This is a genomic window from Arthrobacter sp. T572, from assembly GCF_056780115.1.
Window position 1 is genome coordinate 2,075,884 of record NZ_JBRAZQ010000002.1, and the last position, 14,947, is coordinate 2,090,830.

14 protein-coding genes are annotated in these 14,947 nt (G+C 64.6%); 10 read left to right on the forward strand and 4 right to left on the reverse strand.

Annotation, left to right across the window (positions count from 1 at the left end; all coding sequences use genetic code 11):
- Positions 1–110 precede the first annotated feature (110 nt).
- Positions 111–770: a GntR family transcriptional regulator gene (locus ACUYMZ_RS10790; RefSeq protein ID WP_481605852.1), complete on the forward strand. Its 660-nt coding sequence runs from the start codon at positions 111–113 to the stop codon at positions 768–770.
- Here the strand turns inward: ACUYMZ_RS10790 and ACUYMZ_RS10795 are convergent.
- From ACUYMZ_RS10795 to kynA, 3 genes are read right to left on the reverse strand one after another with little or no spacing between them, the layout of a single operon-like run.
- Positions 767–1,624: a PaaX family transcriptional regulator gene (locus ACUYMZ_RS10795; RefSeq protein WP_481603271.1), complete on the reverse strand. Its 858-nt coding sequence runs from the start codon at positions 1,622–1,624 to the stop codon at positions 767–769. The genes ACUYMZ_RS10790 and ACUYMZ_RS10795 overlap by 4 nt on opposite strands.
- The gene (kynU, locus tag ACUYMZ_RS10800; protein ID WP_481603273.1) at positions 1,621–2,859 is read right to left on the reverse strand and encodes a kynureninase; all 1,239 of its coding nucleotides are present in this window, start codon (positions 2,857–2,859) and stop codon (positions 1,621–1,623) included. The genes ACUYMZ_RS10795 and kynU overlap by 4 nt, the downstream gene beginning before the upstream one ends.
- A gap of 32 nt (positions 2,860–2,891) precedes the next feature.
- Positions 2,892–3,764, reverse strand: coding sequence for a tryptophan 2,3-dioxygenase (gene kynA / locus ACUYMZ_RS10805; protein ID WP_481603275.1), 873 nt, complete (start codon positions 3,762–3,764; stop codon positions 2,892–2,894).
- Positions 3,765–3,870: 106 nt separating this feature from the next.
- Here kynA and ACUYMZ_RS10810 point away from each other — a divergent pair, with 106 nt between their 5' ends.
- The 6 genes from ACUYMZ_RS10810 to ACUYMZ_RS10835 all read left to right on the forward strand — a co-directional run bounded on the left by ACUYMZ_RS10810 (position 3,871) and on the right by ACUYMZ_RS10835 (position 8,513).
- Positions 3,871–4,377, forward strand: coding sequence for an HAD domain-containing protein (locus ACUYMZ_RS10810; RefSeq protein WP_481603277.1), 507 nt, complete (start codon positions 3,871–3,873; stop codon positions 4,375–4,377).
- Between the two features lie 177 nt (positions 4,378–4,554).
- Positions 4,555–5,760 (forward strand): inorganic phosphate transporter, encoded by a 1,206-nt coding sequence (locus tag ACUYMZ_RS10815; protein WP_426002552.1) that lies wholly within the window; start codon positions 4,555–4,557, stop codon positions 5,758–5,760.
- On the forward strand, positions 5,757–5,978 hold the full coding sequence (locus ACUYMZ_RS10820) for a hypothetical protein (protein WP_426002554.1): 222 nt from the start codon (positions 5,757–5,759) through the stop codon (positions 5,976–5,978). The genes ACUYMZ_RS10815 and ACUYMZ_RS10820 overlap by 4 nt, the downstream gene beginning before the upstream one ends.
- A gap of 108 nt (positions 5,979–6,086) precedes the next feature.
- Positions 6,087–7,073 (forward strand): hypothetical protein, encoded by a 987-nt coding sequence (locus ACUYMZ_RS10825; RefSeq protein ID WP_426002555.1) that lies wholly within the window; start codon positions 6,087–6,089, stop codon positions 7,071–7,073.
- On the forward strand, positions 7,070–7,948 hold the full coding sequence (locus ACUYMZ_RS10830) for a hypothetical protein (protein WP_481603280.1): 879 nt from the start codon (positions 7,070–7,072) through the stop codon (positions 7,946–7,948). Before ACUYMZ_RS10825 ends, ACUYMZ_RS10830 begins: the two co-directional genes overlap by 4 nt.
- Positions 7,949–7,961: 13 nt before the next feature.
- Entirely contained in the window at positions 7,962–8,513 is a 552-nt protein-coding gene (locus tag ACUYMZ_RS10835; protein ID WP_481603282.1) for a dihydrofolate reductase family protein, read from the forward strand.
- A 25-nt stretch (positions 8,514–8,538) separates the two neighbouring features.
- Here the strand turns inward: ACUYMZ_RS10835 and ACUYMZ_RS10840 are convergent, their stop codons facing one another.
- Positions 8,539–9,003 (reverse strand): hotdog fold thioesterase, encoded by a 465-nt coding sequence (locus ACUYMZ_RS10840; RefSeq protein ID WP_426002559.1) that lies wholly within the window; start codon positions 9,001–9,003, stop codon positions 8,539–8,541.
- Between the two features lie 160 nt (positions 9,004–9,163).
- On the opposite strand from ACUYMZ_RS10840, the gene polA reads away from it, so the two are divergent.
- From polA to rpsA, 3 genes are all read left to right on the forward strand, one after another.
- Entirely contained in the window at positions 9,164–11,806 is a 2,643-nt protein-coding gene (gene polA / locus ACUYMZ_RS10845) for a DNA polymerase I (protein WP_426007530.1), read from the forward strand.
- A 75-nt stretch (positions 11,807–11,881) separates the two neighbouring features.
- Complete coding sequence (locus ACUYMZ_RS10850; RefSeq protein WP_481603284.1) at positions 11,882–13,192, forward strand: GNAT family N-acetyltransferase; 1,311 nt, start codon at positions 11,882–11,884, stop codon at positions 13,190–13,192.
- Between the two features lie 245 nt (positions 13,193–13,437).
- Entirely contained in the window at positions 13,438–14,913 is a 1,476-nt protein-coding gene (gene rpsA / locus ACUYMZ_RS10855) for a 30S ribosomal protein S1 (protein WP_021470388.1), read from the forward strand.
- Positions 14,914–14,947 lie beyond the last annotated feature (34 nt).

A 14,947-nucleotide genomic window follows, 5' to 3' on the forward strand; every position in this document is an offset into this window, starting at 1 on the left:
CCAGATTGGCATAGACCAATCCCCGTGTCTACAAGTAGGATGTCCGGGTGTCATTCCCTCCAGGCCCGGCGACTCCCAAGTACTACCTCCTGAAGACAGAACTCCTGGCCATGATTTCCGGCCTGCAGCCGGGCACGCTGATTCCCACCGAGCGCTCCTTGGCGGAGGAGCACCGGACGTCCCGGACCACGGTCCGCCAAGCCATCAGCGAGCTGGTGGCCGAAGGAAAGCTCGGCAGGATCCAGGGCCATGGCACCTTCGTGGCGCCACCGAAGATGACGCATGTCCGGCAGCTGACGTCTTTCTCGGACGATGCGAAAAGCCAGGGGCTGCGGCCAGACTCCCGCGTCGTGGCACTCGATGTCATTCCGGCAGAAAAGGACGCGGCAGACTCCCTCGGCCTGCGGCCGGGCGATCCGGTAACCCGGCTGGAGCGCATCCGGCTGATCGAGGGCGAGCCGCTGGCCCATGAAGTCGCCTTCCTCCCCGGGCCGTTGCCGGAGCTCGGTGGACATCTGGCCCGGACGGGGTCGCTTTACGCCGTCCTGGCAGGCGTCTATGGGCGGCAGGTGGCCGAGGTCGAGGACACGGTGGAGACTGCACTGGCCGGGCCGGTGGAGGTCCGCCTGCTTGGTATTGAAATGGGCGCTCCACTCATGGTTGTCCACCGTATGGCCCGTGACAGTTCCGGAACACCGGTCGAATGGACCCGCAGCACCTTCAGGGGAGACAGGTTCCGGTTCGTGTCACGGGTGAAGAAGGGCTCCTAGGGCACTGCCACGCCGAGCGTGCTGCGGACGTATTCTGCGGCGGGGCCTGCGTAGGCGTCCACGATCCGGCTGAACAAGGCTGTCCCTTCAGCGCCCGGCCAGTCGTCGGGAAGGAAGGAACCGGGTAGCCCAGGGTCCAGATAGGGGATAACCCGCCACCGGTCAATGCACTGTACATAGGTGGCGAATGAGGAGGCCGATGCCTCCACGCCGTCGCCGGGAACAGGAACAGCCGCGCCCTGCCCGTGGATGAAACCGATGAAATCCCGGTGCAGGCCGGCGACAACATCCAGGTCCCACCACTTCGCGGCGGCGTCCCGGAGGCTGCCGCCCACCATGGGTGTCCGGGTCACAAAGACAGTGGCCATGTCCCGGAGATCCAGGTCCACCAGGATTTCCTCCACCTCACCGCGCAGTGTGTCGGGGCAGATCCACAGCCCGGCAGCCACGGTGCCGCAGCCGATCCAGTGCAGCCGGCGCCGTAACTGGTGGCGCTTTTCCCTCTCCGTTTCCGGGATGGAAAAGGAGACCAGGCACCACGGATCGGAGTCGGACATACTGCGGGGCGTGAAGATCCGGCGGTCTCCCCGTGCAAGCATGGCGGCTGCGCCCGCGGTGAGGGTGAAGCCGGCGACGCCGTCCCGGTTTTCCTGCCGGACCACGTCCTTTTTCCTCAGGCGGCCCAACGCGGTCCGGGTGACGGTGGCCGAGGTACCCAGGGCTTCCATCAGGGAAACCATGTCGCGCCCGGCCATCCATCCGCCGGCGTCCCGCAGATACAGGCCGATAACCGTCCGCAGCAGTGACGTGGTACTCCCGGGACGGGAGTCCATGTCATCGAGGACTGCACTCATTGCAGCTCTGCCAGGGCGTCGCGGATGGCGGTCACCCCGAGTTCCACCTCGGCATAGCTGGTGCTCAGGGGAGACAGTCCGATCCGCAGGCCGTGCGGCGGGCGGAAGTCGGGGATGACGCCGCGCTCCCAGAGCTTCGCGGTGACGTCCCTGAACATCGGGTGGTCCACCGTGATGTGGGAACCCCTCTCGGCAGCGTTGCGCGGGCTGACGATCGCCGCCCCCATGGGCACCAGGAGCTTGTCTGCCAGCCGGATGGCATATTCGGTGAGATTAATCGACTTCTCCCGCACCGCGTCCATTCCTACGGAAGCGATCAGTTCCACCATGTCCTTGATGGGCTGCATCGCCAGGACCGGCGGGGTTCCGGTGATGAACCGGCGGATGCCTTCTGCCGGCCGGTAGGCCTCAGTCATGCCGAACGGGTTGTCCGCACCCATCCAGCCCCAAATGGGCTGCTGCAACCGGTTCTGTCGCGCGGCGTTGACGTAGGCGAAGGCCGGCGAACCCGGGCCCCCGTTGAGGTACTTGTAGGTGCAGCCAACAGCCAGGTCAACGCCCCATGCATCCAGCTCCATTGGCACGGAGCCCACTGAATGGCAAAGATCCCACAGCATAAGGGCTCCCGCGCGGTGGACGGCGTTGGTGATGCCCGGGGCATCCGCCAGGAACCCCGAACGGTAGGCAACATGGCTCAGGACCACGACGGCGGTGCGCTCACCCAGGATGCCGTCAAGGTCCGCGGCACGGACGCCGCTGGCCGGATTGGGTGCGATCCACTTGATGGTGGCGCCCCGCTCGGCCGCGATGCCCTCGATGATGAAGCGGTCGGTGGGGAAGTTGTCCCGGTCGATGATGATCTCGTCACGTCCCGGCTGCGCATCCACGGCAGCCCGGATCAGCTTGTACAGCATGACGGATGTCGAATCTCCTACGGTGACCTGGCCGGCTGCTGCACCGAGGGTCACCTCCCCGATCCGGTCGCCGACCCGGGTTGGTTCGTCCATCCACTGTTCATCCCAGCCGCGGATCAACCGGCTGCCCCAGGCGTCATGGACGAAGTTCTGCAGGTTCGCTGCCGTTGCCTTAAGCGGGCGTCCAAGGGAGTTGCCGTCCAGGTATGAGGTGAGCTGGCCGGCGTCGGGCGTGTAGAAGGCCTCACGCTGGGTGGCAAGCGGGTCTGCCGCGTCGAGCTCAGCGGCTTGAGGCCAATGCGTTTGCTGGTCGGTGGTCATGGGTCCTCCTGGAAGGAGCTGTAGGGATGCTGTCAGTTGCCGATTTCCGTGCGGACTGCGTAGAGCTCGGGAAAGAACGTGAGATCGAGGGCCCGCCTCAAAAAGTCGACCCCGGAGGAGCCACCCGTGCCGACCTTGAAGCCGATGGTCCGCTGGACGGTGCGCAGGTGCCTGAACCGCCAGGCCTGGAAGTTGTCCTCGATGTCCACCAGGTCTTCACATGCCTCGTAAAGCCCCCATGGTGTGTCGTCGGCCTCATAGATCTTTTGGAAGACGGGCACCATATCCGGGCGGAACGTCCAGGGTTCGCTGGTGTCGCGTTGCAGGACGTCGACGGGGATGTCGTACCCGGCCCGGGCCAGCACGGCGAGGAAGGCGTCATACAGGGTGGGCTCCTCCAGGAGCCGGTTGAGCAGGGCATGCGCTGCGGGATCGCTCTCAAAGACCCGGAGCATGCCGCGGTTCTTGTTGCCCAGCAGGAATTCCACGGCGCGGTATTGGTAGGACTGGAATCCGGAGGAACTGCCCAGGAAGTTGCGGAACTGCGAGTACTCACGGGGAGTCAGTGTTCCCAGGACGGACCACTGCTCGATCATGGTGCGCTGGATGGCCTTGACGCGTGCAATGCACTTCAACGCCTGGCCGAGGCTGTCGGAATCCATGAGCCTGCGGGCCTCGAGGAGTTCGTGCAGGACCAGCTTGAGCCAGAGTTCGCTGGTCTGGTGCTGGATGATGAACAGCAGCTCGTCGTGGTGTTCGGGTTGGCTGAGCGGGTGCTGGGAGCTCAACAGCCTGTCCAGGTCCAGGTAGCCGCCATAGGACATGGCGTGGCGGAAGTCGGTGCGGACGGTGTCCTCGATGTCCCGGACATTGCGTGGCGAACGGGGTGCGGCGGGCTGTTCCATACTCCGAGATTATCACTTCCATGACGAACGTCAAGAGTATGATCTCAAGCGTCGGTCGGCCTTGCCGTACGCTAAACATGGACCTCAAGGGGAAGGGGATGTACCAATGGCCGCCATTGTGCCGGTGTCCATCTATTTGGATGTCGACGGCGTGGTGAACCCCTTCGGCCCCCAGGGCACCACTGACTGGGGAAGCGATTGGATAACCGCTGACGCCGGAATACTGAACGTTGCCTATGCCCCCGAGGCTGTCGCCGGGCTTAACGAACTGGCGGAACATCCCGCAGCCCGCTTCGTGTGGCTCACCACGTGGGAACGGCTGGCTCCCGAGTACCTGTGCCCGGCCATCGGGCTCAAGGGGCAGGACTGGCCTGTGCTTTCCAGTCAAGGATGGGACGAGCGGCCCGAATGGTGGAAGCTCGTTGCGCTGCAGAAGGATGTGGAAGAGGCAGGAGCAGAACGCTTTGCCTGGGTGGACGACCAATTGGACCGCGAATCCGACGCCCGCTCCTGGGCAGAGTTCCGGCAGGACCGTGTGCTTTGCATCTCACCTGATCCGCGCAAGGGCCTCACCCGCCGCGACCTCACGGCCTTGGGCGCCTTTTTGGGATGAAGGGCGCCCGGGGCATGTTTGTCCGCCCGGCCGCTGGCACGTAGGATTCTTAAGGTTTCAAGCCCGCCAGAGTGAATTCTGCAAGTCCAGCCTGTTGAACAATTGCTGAACTATGCTGATTGGCAGGCAAGGGGAAAGTGGAACTGCTGAACGTCGACTCTGCAGATTGGGCAACAGGTGGACATCACCTTCATGGTCGCGCTTGTCATAGCGTTGGCCCTCTTCTTTGACTTCACCAACGGGTTTCACGACACTGCCAATGCGATGGCCACGCCCATCGCAACAGGGGCCATCAAGCCCAAGACGGCGGTAGCACTGGCAGCAGTGCTCAACCTCATCGGCGCGTTCCTGTCCACGGAGGTTGCCAAGACGATCTCCGGCGGTTTGATCCGCGAGGGGTCCGACGGCATCCACATCACGCCGGACATCATCTTCGCGGGGTTGATGGGCGCTGTCCTGTGGAACATGGTGACGTGGCTGAAGGGACTGCCGTCGAGTTCGTCCCACGCCTTGTTCGGAGGATTGATCGGGGCGGCCGTGGTGGGCATCGGCCTTCACTCGATCAACTTTGAGACAGTCCTCCAAAAGGTCATCCTGCCCGCGATCTTCGCGCCGCTGATCGCAGGCCTGGTTGCCTACCTCTGCACGCGCCTGGCCTACGCACTGACCTCCCGGCACGACCCCGAAACCGGTGACAAGCTCACCCAGAAGCGTGGGGGCTTCCGCACCGGACAGATCTTCACGTCCAGCCTTGTGGCGTTGGCCCACGGCACCAATGATGCCCAGAAAACAATGGGCATCATTACGTTGGTCCTCATTGCCGGTGGTACGCAGCCTCCCGGCTCCGGCCCGGTGTTCTGGGTCGTCGCAGCCTGTGCTTTCGCCATCGCCATCGGAACCTACGCCGGCGGCTGGCGCATCATCCGGACCATGGGGTCGGGCCTGACCGAGGTGAAGCCCGCCCAGGGCTTCTCCGCCGAGACCAGTACCGCCACCGCCATCCTGGCCTCCTCCCACCTTGGCTTCGCCCTGTCCACCACGCAGGTAGCGTCCGGTTCGGTCATCGGCTCCGGCCTGGGCCGCAAAGGCACCTCCGTCCGGTGGGGGACCGCGGGCAAGATCGCCCTTGGCTGGTTGTTCACCCTGCCGGCTGCAGGCATCGTCGGGGCGCTGACGGCCCTGCTGGTCAACGTCGGCGTGGTAGGGGTCGTCATCGCCGCGGTGGTGGGGACTGCGGCGATCCTGCTGATGTTCTTCGCATCCCGCAAGTCACACGTTGGCCACCACAATGCGGTGGAAGTCGAAGAAGCGGGCCATGCCGTGCGGTTCCGGAAGAAGAAGAAATCACGCAAATCCACCAAGAGCGAGGGAGCGCAGCAATGAAGTGGTTGGAACTGCTGCAGGTGGCAGGCGTAACCCTGGTGGCCGCCGTGACACTCGTGACCCTGTACTCCCTGGGGGTCCGGTTGACCGCCATCGCCGGAGACACCGGACAGAAGTCCCCCGCACTCTTCCGCTCGCTGGCCTACGTCTGCTTTGGCTTCTGCGGCCTGGCAGTGCTTTTCGGCATCTATTTGATCGTGCCGTACTTCGGGAAGTAGCACCTTCCGCAGCAGCCCGGCCACTTTCTCTGGCAGCACGGTCCATTCGGGAGAATAATCAGCAGTAGCTGTAACGCTGCTCATGATTCCGGCGGATGTGGGGCTTTCATGGCGAGCCGATCCAGGGGCCACATCATCGGGACTGCGCTCGCGCCGGTCCTGATGGTGCTTCTGACTGCCTGCCTGCCCCCAACGTCCGCTCCGGACGTACCCTCGCCCGATCCTGCGCCGGCAGCAACCACCGCCGCCCCCACAACCCAGCCGCCCGCCGTCGTGCCTACAGCTGTCCAGCCGCCGGGACCGGCCGGGCCCGGCGCGCCGCCCGTGGAAGCGCCTGTGGTGCAGTGGGTTCCGCTGGGTCCGGTAGGTCCCAGCGATCCCACATCGGGCCAGCGGTACCTGCAACTGCAGCAGTTCCAGTGCGATGAGCTGGCCCAAAGCCTCCAGGGCCAGGAAGGCGTCCAGGTCTGGGTGGCGGGTGCCGCCGTCTGCAAAGCCCTCCGAACAGGGAGCCAGGACGACTGGCAACGGGCCGCGGCCGCGGTTGCCGCGACGCCCCGCGTACCCCAGACACAGTGCCTCGAATACACGGTGGCCGCCGCATCGGCCTCGCTCCTTGCCCAGCACCGCAGCAATCCGGGAGTGCCGCTAAGGGCTGTCACCGCACCCGGCCAGGCGTGCCCCAGAATCCTCAGCGGACTCACGGTGGTGGACGAAAACCTGCGGCCCGTTGCGGGATTGACCCGGGCATCGGGACCACGTGAGGGTGGAACGATCGTCAGGCTGGACGGTTACTACGTGCGTGTGGAAGACATCCTGTTCGATGGGGCGCCGGCTTTCCCGGAGAAAGTGGCCGGGTTCGGCGACTACGAGACCCTGTACCTGCGGATGCCGCCGGCAGAAGGCCGGAGTTCCGTCAGGATCTCCATCACCGACACCGTGGATGTTGCGGGCACCGTGACCTTCTACTATGAGGACGCTCCCGGGCCAAGTGCATCTGCCGGGCCCACCGGCACGCCGGCTCCCCAGCCATCAACGTCCTCCAGCCCTGCTGTGGCGCCGTCCGCTTCCGCAACCGCCACGGCAACACCGTGAGCACCCCTGAGGAGGCAGAGGCAGGGAACCTGCGCTGGAAACGGACCCTTGAAGTCCTCTCGGTCATCGGTCCGCCCCTCACGGTGGCCACTGCGCTCCTGGTCTACTTCGGGTGGGCCCGCACCGATGCCCAGGCGAAATCCATGGGACTGGATGTCAGCTTGTTCGGCTACACGGTGCAGGACTTCATCCTGCGGAGCATTCAGTCGCTGTTCCAGCCGTTGGCCTGGCTGGTGGTGATCGGTCTGTTGTGCCTGATGCTGGACCGGGCGGTGGTACGGGTCCTGCAGGCCGGAAAACACAGGACGCTGGTCAGGTCCATCGCGTTGGCCGTGACGGTCGTCGGCTTTGCGGCGGCAGCAGTCCTCTGGATCCTTGTGGTCACCCAGCCCGGACGCATCCTGTTGTATGTTCCCTTCCTCATCGCCGCGGCCTTGGTGGTCGGCGCGTGGGGCCTGAACGTCCGCCACCGTGCGGCCCCCGTGCACGACACCCCTGCGCGGGGGCCGCACGGGCTTGAACGGTCTCTGGTCTTCGTCCTGGTCACGCTCCTGCTGTTCTGGGGTACCTCGGATTATGCCCAGGCACTGGGGCGGGGCGCGGCCGTGGACTACCAGCAGAGGTCCGGACAACTGCCCACCGCCGTGGTGTACAGCAAGGAGCGGCTGGCTGTCACCGTGCCGAACGTCCGCGAGGATTCCGTAGGCAACGAAGCCGGTCCGCTCTACCGCTACACCGGGCTGCGGCTCCTGGTGGTGAGTGGTGGCCGCATCTTCCTGCTCAATGAAGGGTGGACGCTGACCTCCGGCCGGGTGGTGGTCCTGCCGGATAACGGCAGCGTCCGCGTGGAGTATGGGAACCCGGGGGCCGACTGACTAGTCTGGGGCCATGCCCAACTTCCAGTACTACGTTGCGTCCACCATTGACGGGTTCATTGCATCCCCCGAGGACGACCTTGGCTGGCTCCTCCAGTTCGACCAGGTGGAGGGCGTCAGCGGCAGTTACGAATCCTTTTTTGCCGGTGTGGGGTGCATTGTCATGGGTGGGGACACGTACCGGTGGCTCGTGGAGCACGAAGCCGGAAAGTGGCCGTATCCGGACATGCCGTGCTGGGTCTTCACGCACCATGAATACGCGGCCCCTGCCGGATCCAACGTCACGTTCGTCCGCGGCGATGTCCGCGAGTTTGCGCCGGACCTGGTGGCCGATGCCGGTGACAAAAACGTCTGGCTGGTGGGTGGCGGAGACCTGGTGGCGCAGTTCGCCGACGCAGGGCTGCTCCACGAGATCATTGTCACCATCATTCCCGTGGTCCTGGGCTCCGGGAAGCGGCTGCTGCCGCTCAAAGGCCCGACGGCGCCCCTGGAGTTGGTCTCGTCACGGATCCTTGGCGGGGCAGCAGCCGAACTGCACTACCGGATGCCGGGCAGCAGGACATAGCGGCCCGGCACGGTGACGCCGGCGGTCAGGGACGGTTGTCCCGGATCATGTTGGTGATCCGGGCGGTGGAAAGCCTGCGGCCCTTTTCGTCGGTGATGACGATCTCGTGGGTGGCCAGGGTGCCGCCGAGGTGGATCGCGGTGCACGTACCCGTGACGGTTCCGCTGGCGATGGAACGGTGATGGGTGGCGCCGACCTCGATGCCCACAGCGTGCCGGCCCTTTCCAGCGTGGAGGGAGGCCGCAAACGAACCCAGCGTCTCTGCCAGTACCACGTGGGCGCCGCCATGGAGGATTCCGGCCACCTGCGTATTGCCCTCAACAGGCATCGTGGCCACCGTACGTCCGGCGCTGAGTTCCGTGAAGCGGATGCCCATCTTGACCACCAGGGCGCCCACACCATGGCCGGAAAGCCACTCGTGGAACTCTTCCGGAATACCTGCCTGGTTGAGCTCGTCCAGAAACCGGTTCGGCGTGAAATTGTCCATCATGCCAACTAGGCTGGCACCTGTGAGTGAAACAACCAAACCGGACCAGGTTCCATCGGCCCAGGCTGCCGCCATTGCAACAGCCCCCAATCCCTCAACATCGGATTCCCTTGCCACGGCGGGGGAGGGGCGGCCCAGGTTGCTGGTCCTGGATGGCCACTCCATGGCTTTCCGCGCTTTTTACGCTTTGCCGGCCGAGAACTTTTCCACGGCGCGTGGACAGCACACCAACGCTGTCCACGGCTTCACGTCCATGCTGATCAACCTCATCAAGGACCAGAAACCAACCCATGTCGCCGTTGCTTTCGATGTCTCGGATGACACCACGTTCCGCAAAGCGGAGTACAGCGAGTACAAAGGCGGCCGCAACGCTACTCCGGCTGAGTTCCAGGGCCAGATCGGGCTGATCGCCAGGGTCATGGAGGCCTGGGGCATCAAAACCATCGCACTCCCTGGCTATGAGGCGGATGACATCCTGGCCACCCTCGCGTCCAAGGCTGATGCCGAAGGCTTTGAGGTCCTTCTGGTCTCCGGAGACCGCGACTCCTTCCAGCTGATCAACGACAACGTGTTCGTGCTCTACCCCAAGCAGGGGGTCAGCAACATTCCCAAGCTCGATGCCGCCGCCATCGAGGAGAAGTACTTCGTCAAGCCTGCGTTTTACTCGGACCTGGCGGCGCTCGTGGGCGAGTCCGCGGACAACCTCCCGGGCGTTCCCGGTGTGGGACCCAAGACTGCAGCCAAATGGATCAACCTTTACGGTGGACTTGAAGGCATCCTGGAAAACCTCGACGCCATCGGCGGCAAGGTGGGCGGCGCCCTCAAGGAAAACGTTGAGAACGTCAAGCGCAACCGCCGGTTGAACCAGCTCCTGACGGACCTGGACCTGCCTGTTTCCCTGGCCGACCTCCACGAGCCAAGGCCGGACCGCCAGGCCATCGAAGACCTTTTCGAGGAGCTGGAATTCAGGACGCTGCGCACCAGGCTCTTTGATCTGTACGGGGACGACACCGCCGGGTCCGCTCCTGACAGCATCGATACCCCGGACTTCGCCTCGTTGGCCGGCGCCGCGGAATTGGAGGCTTTCTTCGCGGCCGGTTCGGGAGTCCGCTCCGCCCTCGCGGTACAGCCTGTCCCGGGCCGCGTTGGTGAGGACGCCGTGGCCATCGCGGTCGTCCGGAACAACGCCGCAGCCTACATCGACCTCACCGGGCTGGACGCTGCGGCGGAGTCCGTACTCGCCGCCTGGCTGAAGGACCCCGAGGAAGCCAAGGTCCTGCATGAGTTCAAGGCTGCCCTGAAGGCGCTGCACAACCGTGGCCTCAGCTTGGAAGGCGTGGTGGACGACACCTCCATCTCCGGCTACTTGATCCAGCCTGACCGGCGCAGCTACGACCTCGCGGAACTGGCCCAGGTGCACCTCAAGATCACCCTCGCCCCGGCAACTGCGCCATCGGGCCAGCTGGAACTGGACCTCGCAGGCGGCACGGACCAGGCCGCCGCCGCGGCACTTATCCAGCAGGCCGCCGTCGTGCACGCCCTCAGCAAGCACTTCGAAAAGGAACTTGCCGAGCGCAAGGCGGACGCGCTGCTCACCACGCTCGAACTCCCGGTGGCGCGGGTACTGGCGCAGATGGAACTCACGGGCATCTACGTGTCCATGGAACGCATGAACGAGCAATTGGCCGACCTCGGCAAAGTCATTGAGAGCGCCCAGGAACAGGCGTTCGCCGCGATCGGGCACGAGGTCAACCTGGGCTCGCCCAAGCAGCTGCAGACCGTATTGTTCGAGGAACTTGGCCTGCCCAAGACCAAGAAGATCAAGTCCGGCTACACCACGGATGCCGCCTCCCTCAAGGCGCTGCTGGAAAAGACCGGGCATGAGTTCCTGGTCCAGCTCATGGCGCACCGCGAGTCCTCCAAGCTGGCCCAGATGGTGGAAACCCTCAAGAAGTCGGTCGCCGACGACGCCCGCATCCACACCACCTATGCCCAGAACATCGCAGCCACCGGCCGCATCTCCTCCAACAACCCCAACCTGCAGAACATCCCGGTGCGCAGCGAGGAAGGACGCCGGGTCAGGGGCGTGTTCATGGTCAGCGAAGGCTACGAGTGCCTGCTGTCCGCAGACTATTCGCAGATCGAGATGCGCATCATGGCACATCTGTCCGGGGATGAAGCCCTCATCCAGGCGTACCGTGACGGCGAGGACCTGCACCGCTTTGTCGGTTCCCGGATCTTCAACGTGGCCCCGGCCGAGGTAACCAGCGCCATGCGCTCCAAGGTCAAGGCGATGTCCTATGGCCTGGCGTACGGACTGACGTCCTTCGGCCTTTCCAAGCAACTGGAAATTTCCGTGGACGAGGCCCGTACCCTCATGAAGGACTACTTCGACCGCTTCGGCGGCGTCCGCGACTACCTGCGCGGCGTGGTGGACCAGGCCCGCGTAGACGGCTACACCGCCACCATCGAAGGCCGCCGGCGCTACCTGCCGGACCTGACCAGCACCAACCGCCAGGCACGCGAAGCCGCGGAACGCATTGCGCTGAACTCACCGATCCAGGGTTCGGCCGCGGACATCATCAAGCGCGCCATGCTGGGCGTGGCGGCAGAGCTGGAGGGACAGGGACTTAAGTCGAGGATGCTCCTCCAGGTCCATGACGAACTCGTCCTCGAAGTCGCTCCCGGTGAGCGGGAAGCCGTGGAGAAGCTCGTGGCGGAACAAATGGGCGCCGCCGCAGAGCTTTCCGTGCCGCTGGAGGTCCAGATCGGTGTCGGATCCAGCTGGCACGAGGCCGGGCACTAGCAGGCAGGTTCCACGCCGCAAGGGCGCGCCGCCGCTGTGGTGGCGCGCCCTTGCGCGTCTGGTTAGGCTCGGGGAGTGGCTGATCCCAAAGTAACGACTCCCGCCAAATACACCGTCCAACGATTCCCGGCCGCCCACCCGGATGCCGCCGACTACGGCCGCAGCACCGCATGGGTGCAGGCCGTTTCCCACGGGTTCCACCAGCAGCGCCGTGATGAGGAGTATGTGGCCAGGACCCTGGCTGCCTACCGCACCGATGAACGCGAGCTGACCGGCGTCTACGTCACGGGCACCGTGCCCGATCATTCCCTGGACTCCGGCGTTCCGGTGGCCACCTATGCCACCATGCGCAAGCAGCTGAACGTTGGTTTCGGGAATCAGGTGGAGGCAAACCTGGTGACCTCCGTAACGGTTCGCGGCACCCACCGCCGCAACGGCATCCTGCGCGGCATGATCACGGCCGACCTTGAGGCGGCCAAGGACGACGGCTTGGCGATTGCCGCGCTCACGGCCTCCGAGGGCACCATCTACGGCCGGTTCGGGTTTGGAGTCGCAACCTTCGAACGGAGCATCACCGTGGATACGGGGCCCCGGTTCCGTCCCAGGGGAGAGGCTTCGGGTTCGGTCGAGGTGGCAGATCCGGCAGTCCTCCTGGAGATCGCCCCTGCGCTCTTTGACCGCGTCCAGCGCTCAACGCCCGGGTCGGTGGGGCGCCAGGAGTATTACCGGCTTCTTGCGTCCGGATCCCTGGGGCAGGACGGCAAGCCCGACACCTCGGTCCGCTGCGCCCTGCACTACGACGCCGATGGCGGCCTCGATGGCTATGTTTCCTACCGCTTCAAGGGCTGGGATTCAAAGCCCTACACCATGGACATCGTTGACATCGTGGCAGGCACGGACGCTGCCTACCTGGATCTCTGGCGGTTCCTGGGGAGCATCGACCTCATTGACCAGGTCACCTGGGCAGAGGCACCGGTCGACGATCCTTTGGCATGGGCGCTGGAGGACCCGCGCTGCATCGACGCATCGGATATCCGCGACATGTTGTGGCTGCGCATCCTCGACGTACCGGCCGCATTGTCGTCCCGGCACTATCCGGTGGCGGGACGGCTTGTCCTGCAGGTCGCGGACCCCCTTGGCCTGGCTGGCGGCACCTGGGAGGTGAAGGCCGACGGCGGTGCTTCCGCCAGCGTGCGGGAAGTCCAGGACGGGCAGCCTGATGTCAGTCTTGACATCGCTGATCTTGGGTCGATCTACCTTGGCGCGGTGTCACCGGTAACCCTTGCCGCCGCGGGGCGGATCAGGGAACACCGGAGCGGGGCAGCGCTGGAGGCCCGGCAGTTGTTTGCCGTCGAACGGCCGGCCCACTGCCTTACGCACTTCTAGCTCCACCGTGGTGGGCATCCACCGCCGGCCAGGACCACGGCAGGCGGGGTCGCGGCGGCACCGCCCTTTTTGACCATGCTTTGCGGAATCCACTACAATAAACGGGCGTGTACTACGTGCGCGCAGCCATTTTGTAACAATCCACAAATCAGGATGACCCGGCACTGTGCCGTGTTCTGCCGTCCGGAGCCGGGCGGCAGCGGTTTGCCTGACCGACATACTATCCACAACGGAGCCCCTACTACATGACCATCACCTCCACCGAGAAGCCCGGTGCCCCCGTCGTCGCAATCAACGACATCGGCACCGCTGAGGACTTCCTCGCAGCCGTCGACGCCACCATCAAGTACTTCAACGACGGAGACCTCGTCGAAGGTACCGTCGTCAAGGTCGACCGCGACGAAGTCCTGCTCGACATCGGTTACAAGACCGAAGGTGTCATCCCTTCCCGTGAGCTTTCCATCAAGCACGACGTCGACCCCGGCGAAGTCGTTGCCGTTGGCGACCAGGTCGAAGCCCTGGTTCTCACCAAGGAAGACAAAGAAGGCCGTCTGATCCTCTCCAAGAAGCGCGCACAGTACGAGCGCGCCTGGGGCGACATCGAGAAGGTCAAGGAAGAAGACGGCGTCGTTACCGGTACCGTCATCGAGGTTGTCAAGGGTGGCCTCATCCTGGACATCGGACTGCGCGGCTTCCTGCCGGCATCCCTCGTCGAAATGCGTCGCGTCCGCGACCTCGCTCCGTACATCGGTCAGCAGATCGAAGCCAAGATCATCGAGCTGGACAAGAACCGCAACAACGTTGTGCTGTCCCGCCGTGCATGGCTCGAGCAGACCCAGTCCGAGGTCCGCTCCACGTTCCTCAACAAGCTGGAAAAGGGCCAGGTCCGTCCGGGCGTCGTTTCCTCCATCGTCAACTTCGGTGCCTTCGTGGACCTTGGCGGCGTAGACGGCCTCGTCCACGTTTCCGAGCTCTCCTGGAAGCACATCGACCACCCGTCCGAGGTTGTCGAAGTTGGCCAGGAAGTCACCGTCGAGGTTCTCGAGGTCGACCTGGACCGCGAGCGTGTTTCCCTGTCGCTCAAGGCTACGCAGGAAGATCCGTGGCAGACCTTCGCCCGCACCCACGCCCTCGGCCAGGTTGTTCCGGGTAAGGTCACCAAGCTCGTTCCGTTCGGTGCGTTCGTTCGCGTCGAAGACGGCATCGAAGGCCTGGTCCACATCTCCGAGCTGGCTGTCCGCCACGTGGAACTCGCCGAGCAGGTTGTCTCCGTTGGTGACGAACTGTTCGTCAAGGTCATCGACATCGACCTCGAGCGCCGCCGCATCTCCCTCTCCCTCAAGCAGGCAAACGAGGGCGTTGACGCTGACAGCACCGAGTTCGATCCCGCTCTGTACGGCATGGCCGCTGAGTACGACGAAGAGGGCAACTACAAGTACCCCGAGGGCTTCGACCCCGAGTCGAACGAATGGCTCGAGGGCTACGAGGCACAGCGTGCCGCTTGGGAGCAGCAGTACGCTGACGCCCAGACCCGTTGGGAAGCCCACAAGAAGCAGGTTGCCCAGCACGCTGCTGACGACGCTGCTGCTGCAACGTCCGGCGAAGGCGACTCCGGCGCTACCAGCTACTCCTCGGAGCCGGCTGCTGCCGAGTCCAACGCGGGTACGCTGGCTTCCGACGAAGCCCTCGCTGCTCTGCGCGAGAAGCTCACCGGCAACTGATTTCGGCCACCCTCACGGGTTGGGCTGAATAGCC

What these genes read in the sequence shown, in the direction of transcription:
- ACUYMZ_RS10790 (WP_481605852.1), top strand. Translation starts at nt 111, where the DNA reads ATGATTTCCGGCCTGCAGCCGGGCACGCTGATTCCCACCGAGCGCTCC.
- ACUYMZ_RS10795 (WP_481603271.1), bottom strand. Translation starts at nt 1,624, where the DNA reads ATGAGTGCAGTCCTCGATGACATGGACTCCCGTCCCGGGAGTACCACG.
- kynU (WP_481603273.1), bottom strand. Translation starts at nt 2,859, where the DNA reads ATGACCACCGACCAGCAAACGCATTGGCCTCAAGCCGCTGAGCTCGAC.
- kynA (WP_481603275.1), bottom strand. Translation starts at nt 3,764, where the DNA reads ATGGAACAGCCCGCCGCACCCCGTTCGCCACGCAATGTCCGGGACATC.
- ACUYMZ_RS10810 (WP_481603277.1), top strand. Translation starts at nt 3,871, where the DNA reads ATGGCCGCCATTGTGCCGGTGTCCATCTATTTGGATGTCGACGGCGTG.
- ACUYMZ_RS10820 (WP_426002554.1), top strand. Translation starts at nt 5,757, where the DNA reads ATGAAGTGGTTGGAACTGCTGCAGGTGGCAGGCGTAACCCTGGTGGCC.
- ACUYMZ_RS10825 (WP_426002555.1), top strand. Translation starts at nt 6,087, where the DNA reads ATGGCGAGCCGATCCAGGGGCCACATCATCGGGACTGCGCTCGCGCCG.
- ACUYMZ_RS10835 (WP_481603282.1), top strand. Translation starts at nt 7,962, where the DNA reads ATGCCCAACTTCCAGTACTACGTTGCGTCCACCATTGACGGGTTCATT.
- ACUYMZ_RS10840 (WP_426002559.1), bottom strand. Translation starts at nt 9,003, where the DNA reads ATGATGGACAATTTCACGCCGAACCGGTTTCTGGACGAGCTCAACCAG.
- polA (WP_426007530.1), top strand. Translation starts at nt 9,164, where the DNA reads ATGGCTTTCCGCGCTTTTTACGCTTTGCCGGCCGAGAACTTTTCCACG.
- rpsA (WP_021470388.1), top strand. Translation starts at nt 13,438, where the DNA reads ATGACCATCACCTCCACCGAGAAGCCCGGTGCCCCCGTCGTCGCAATC.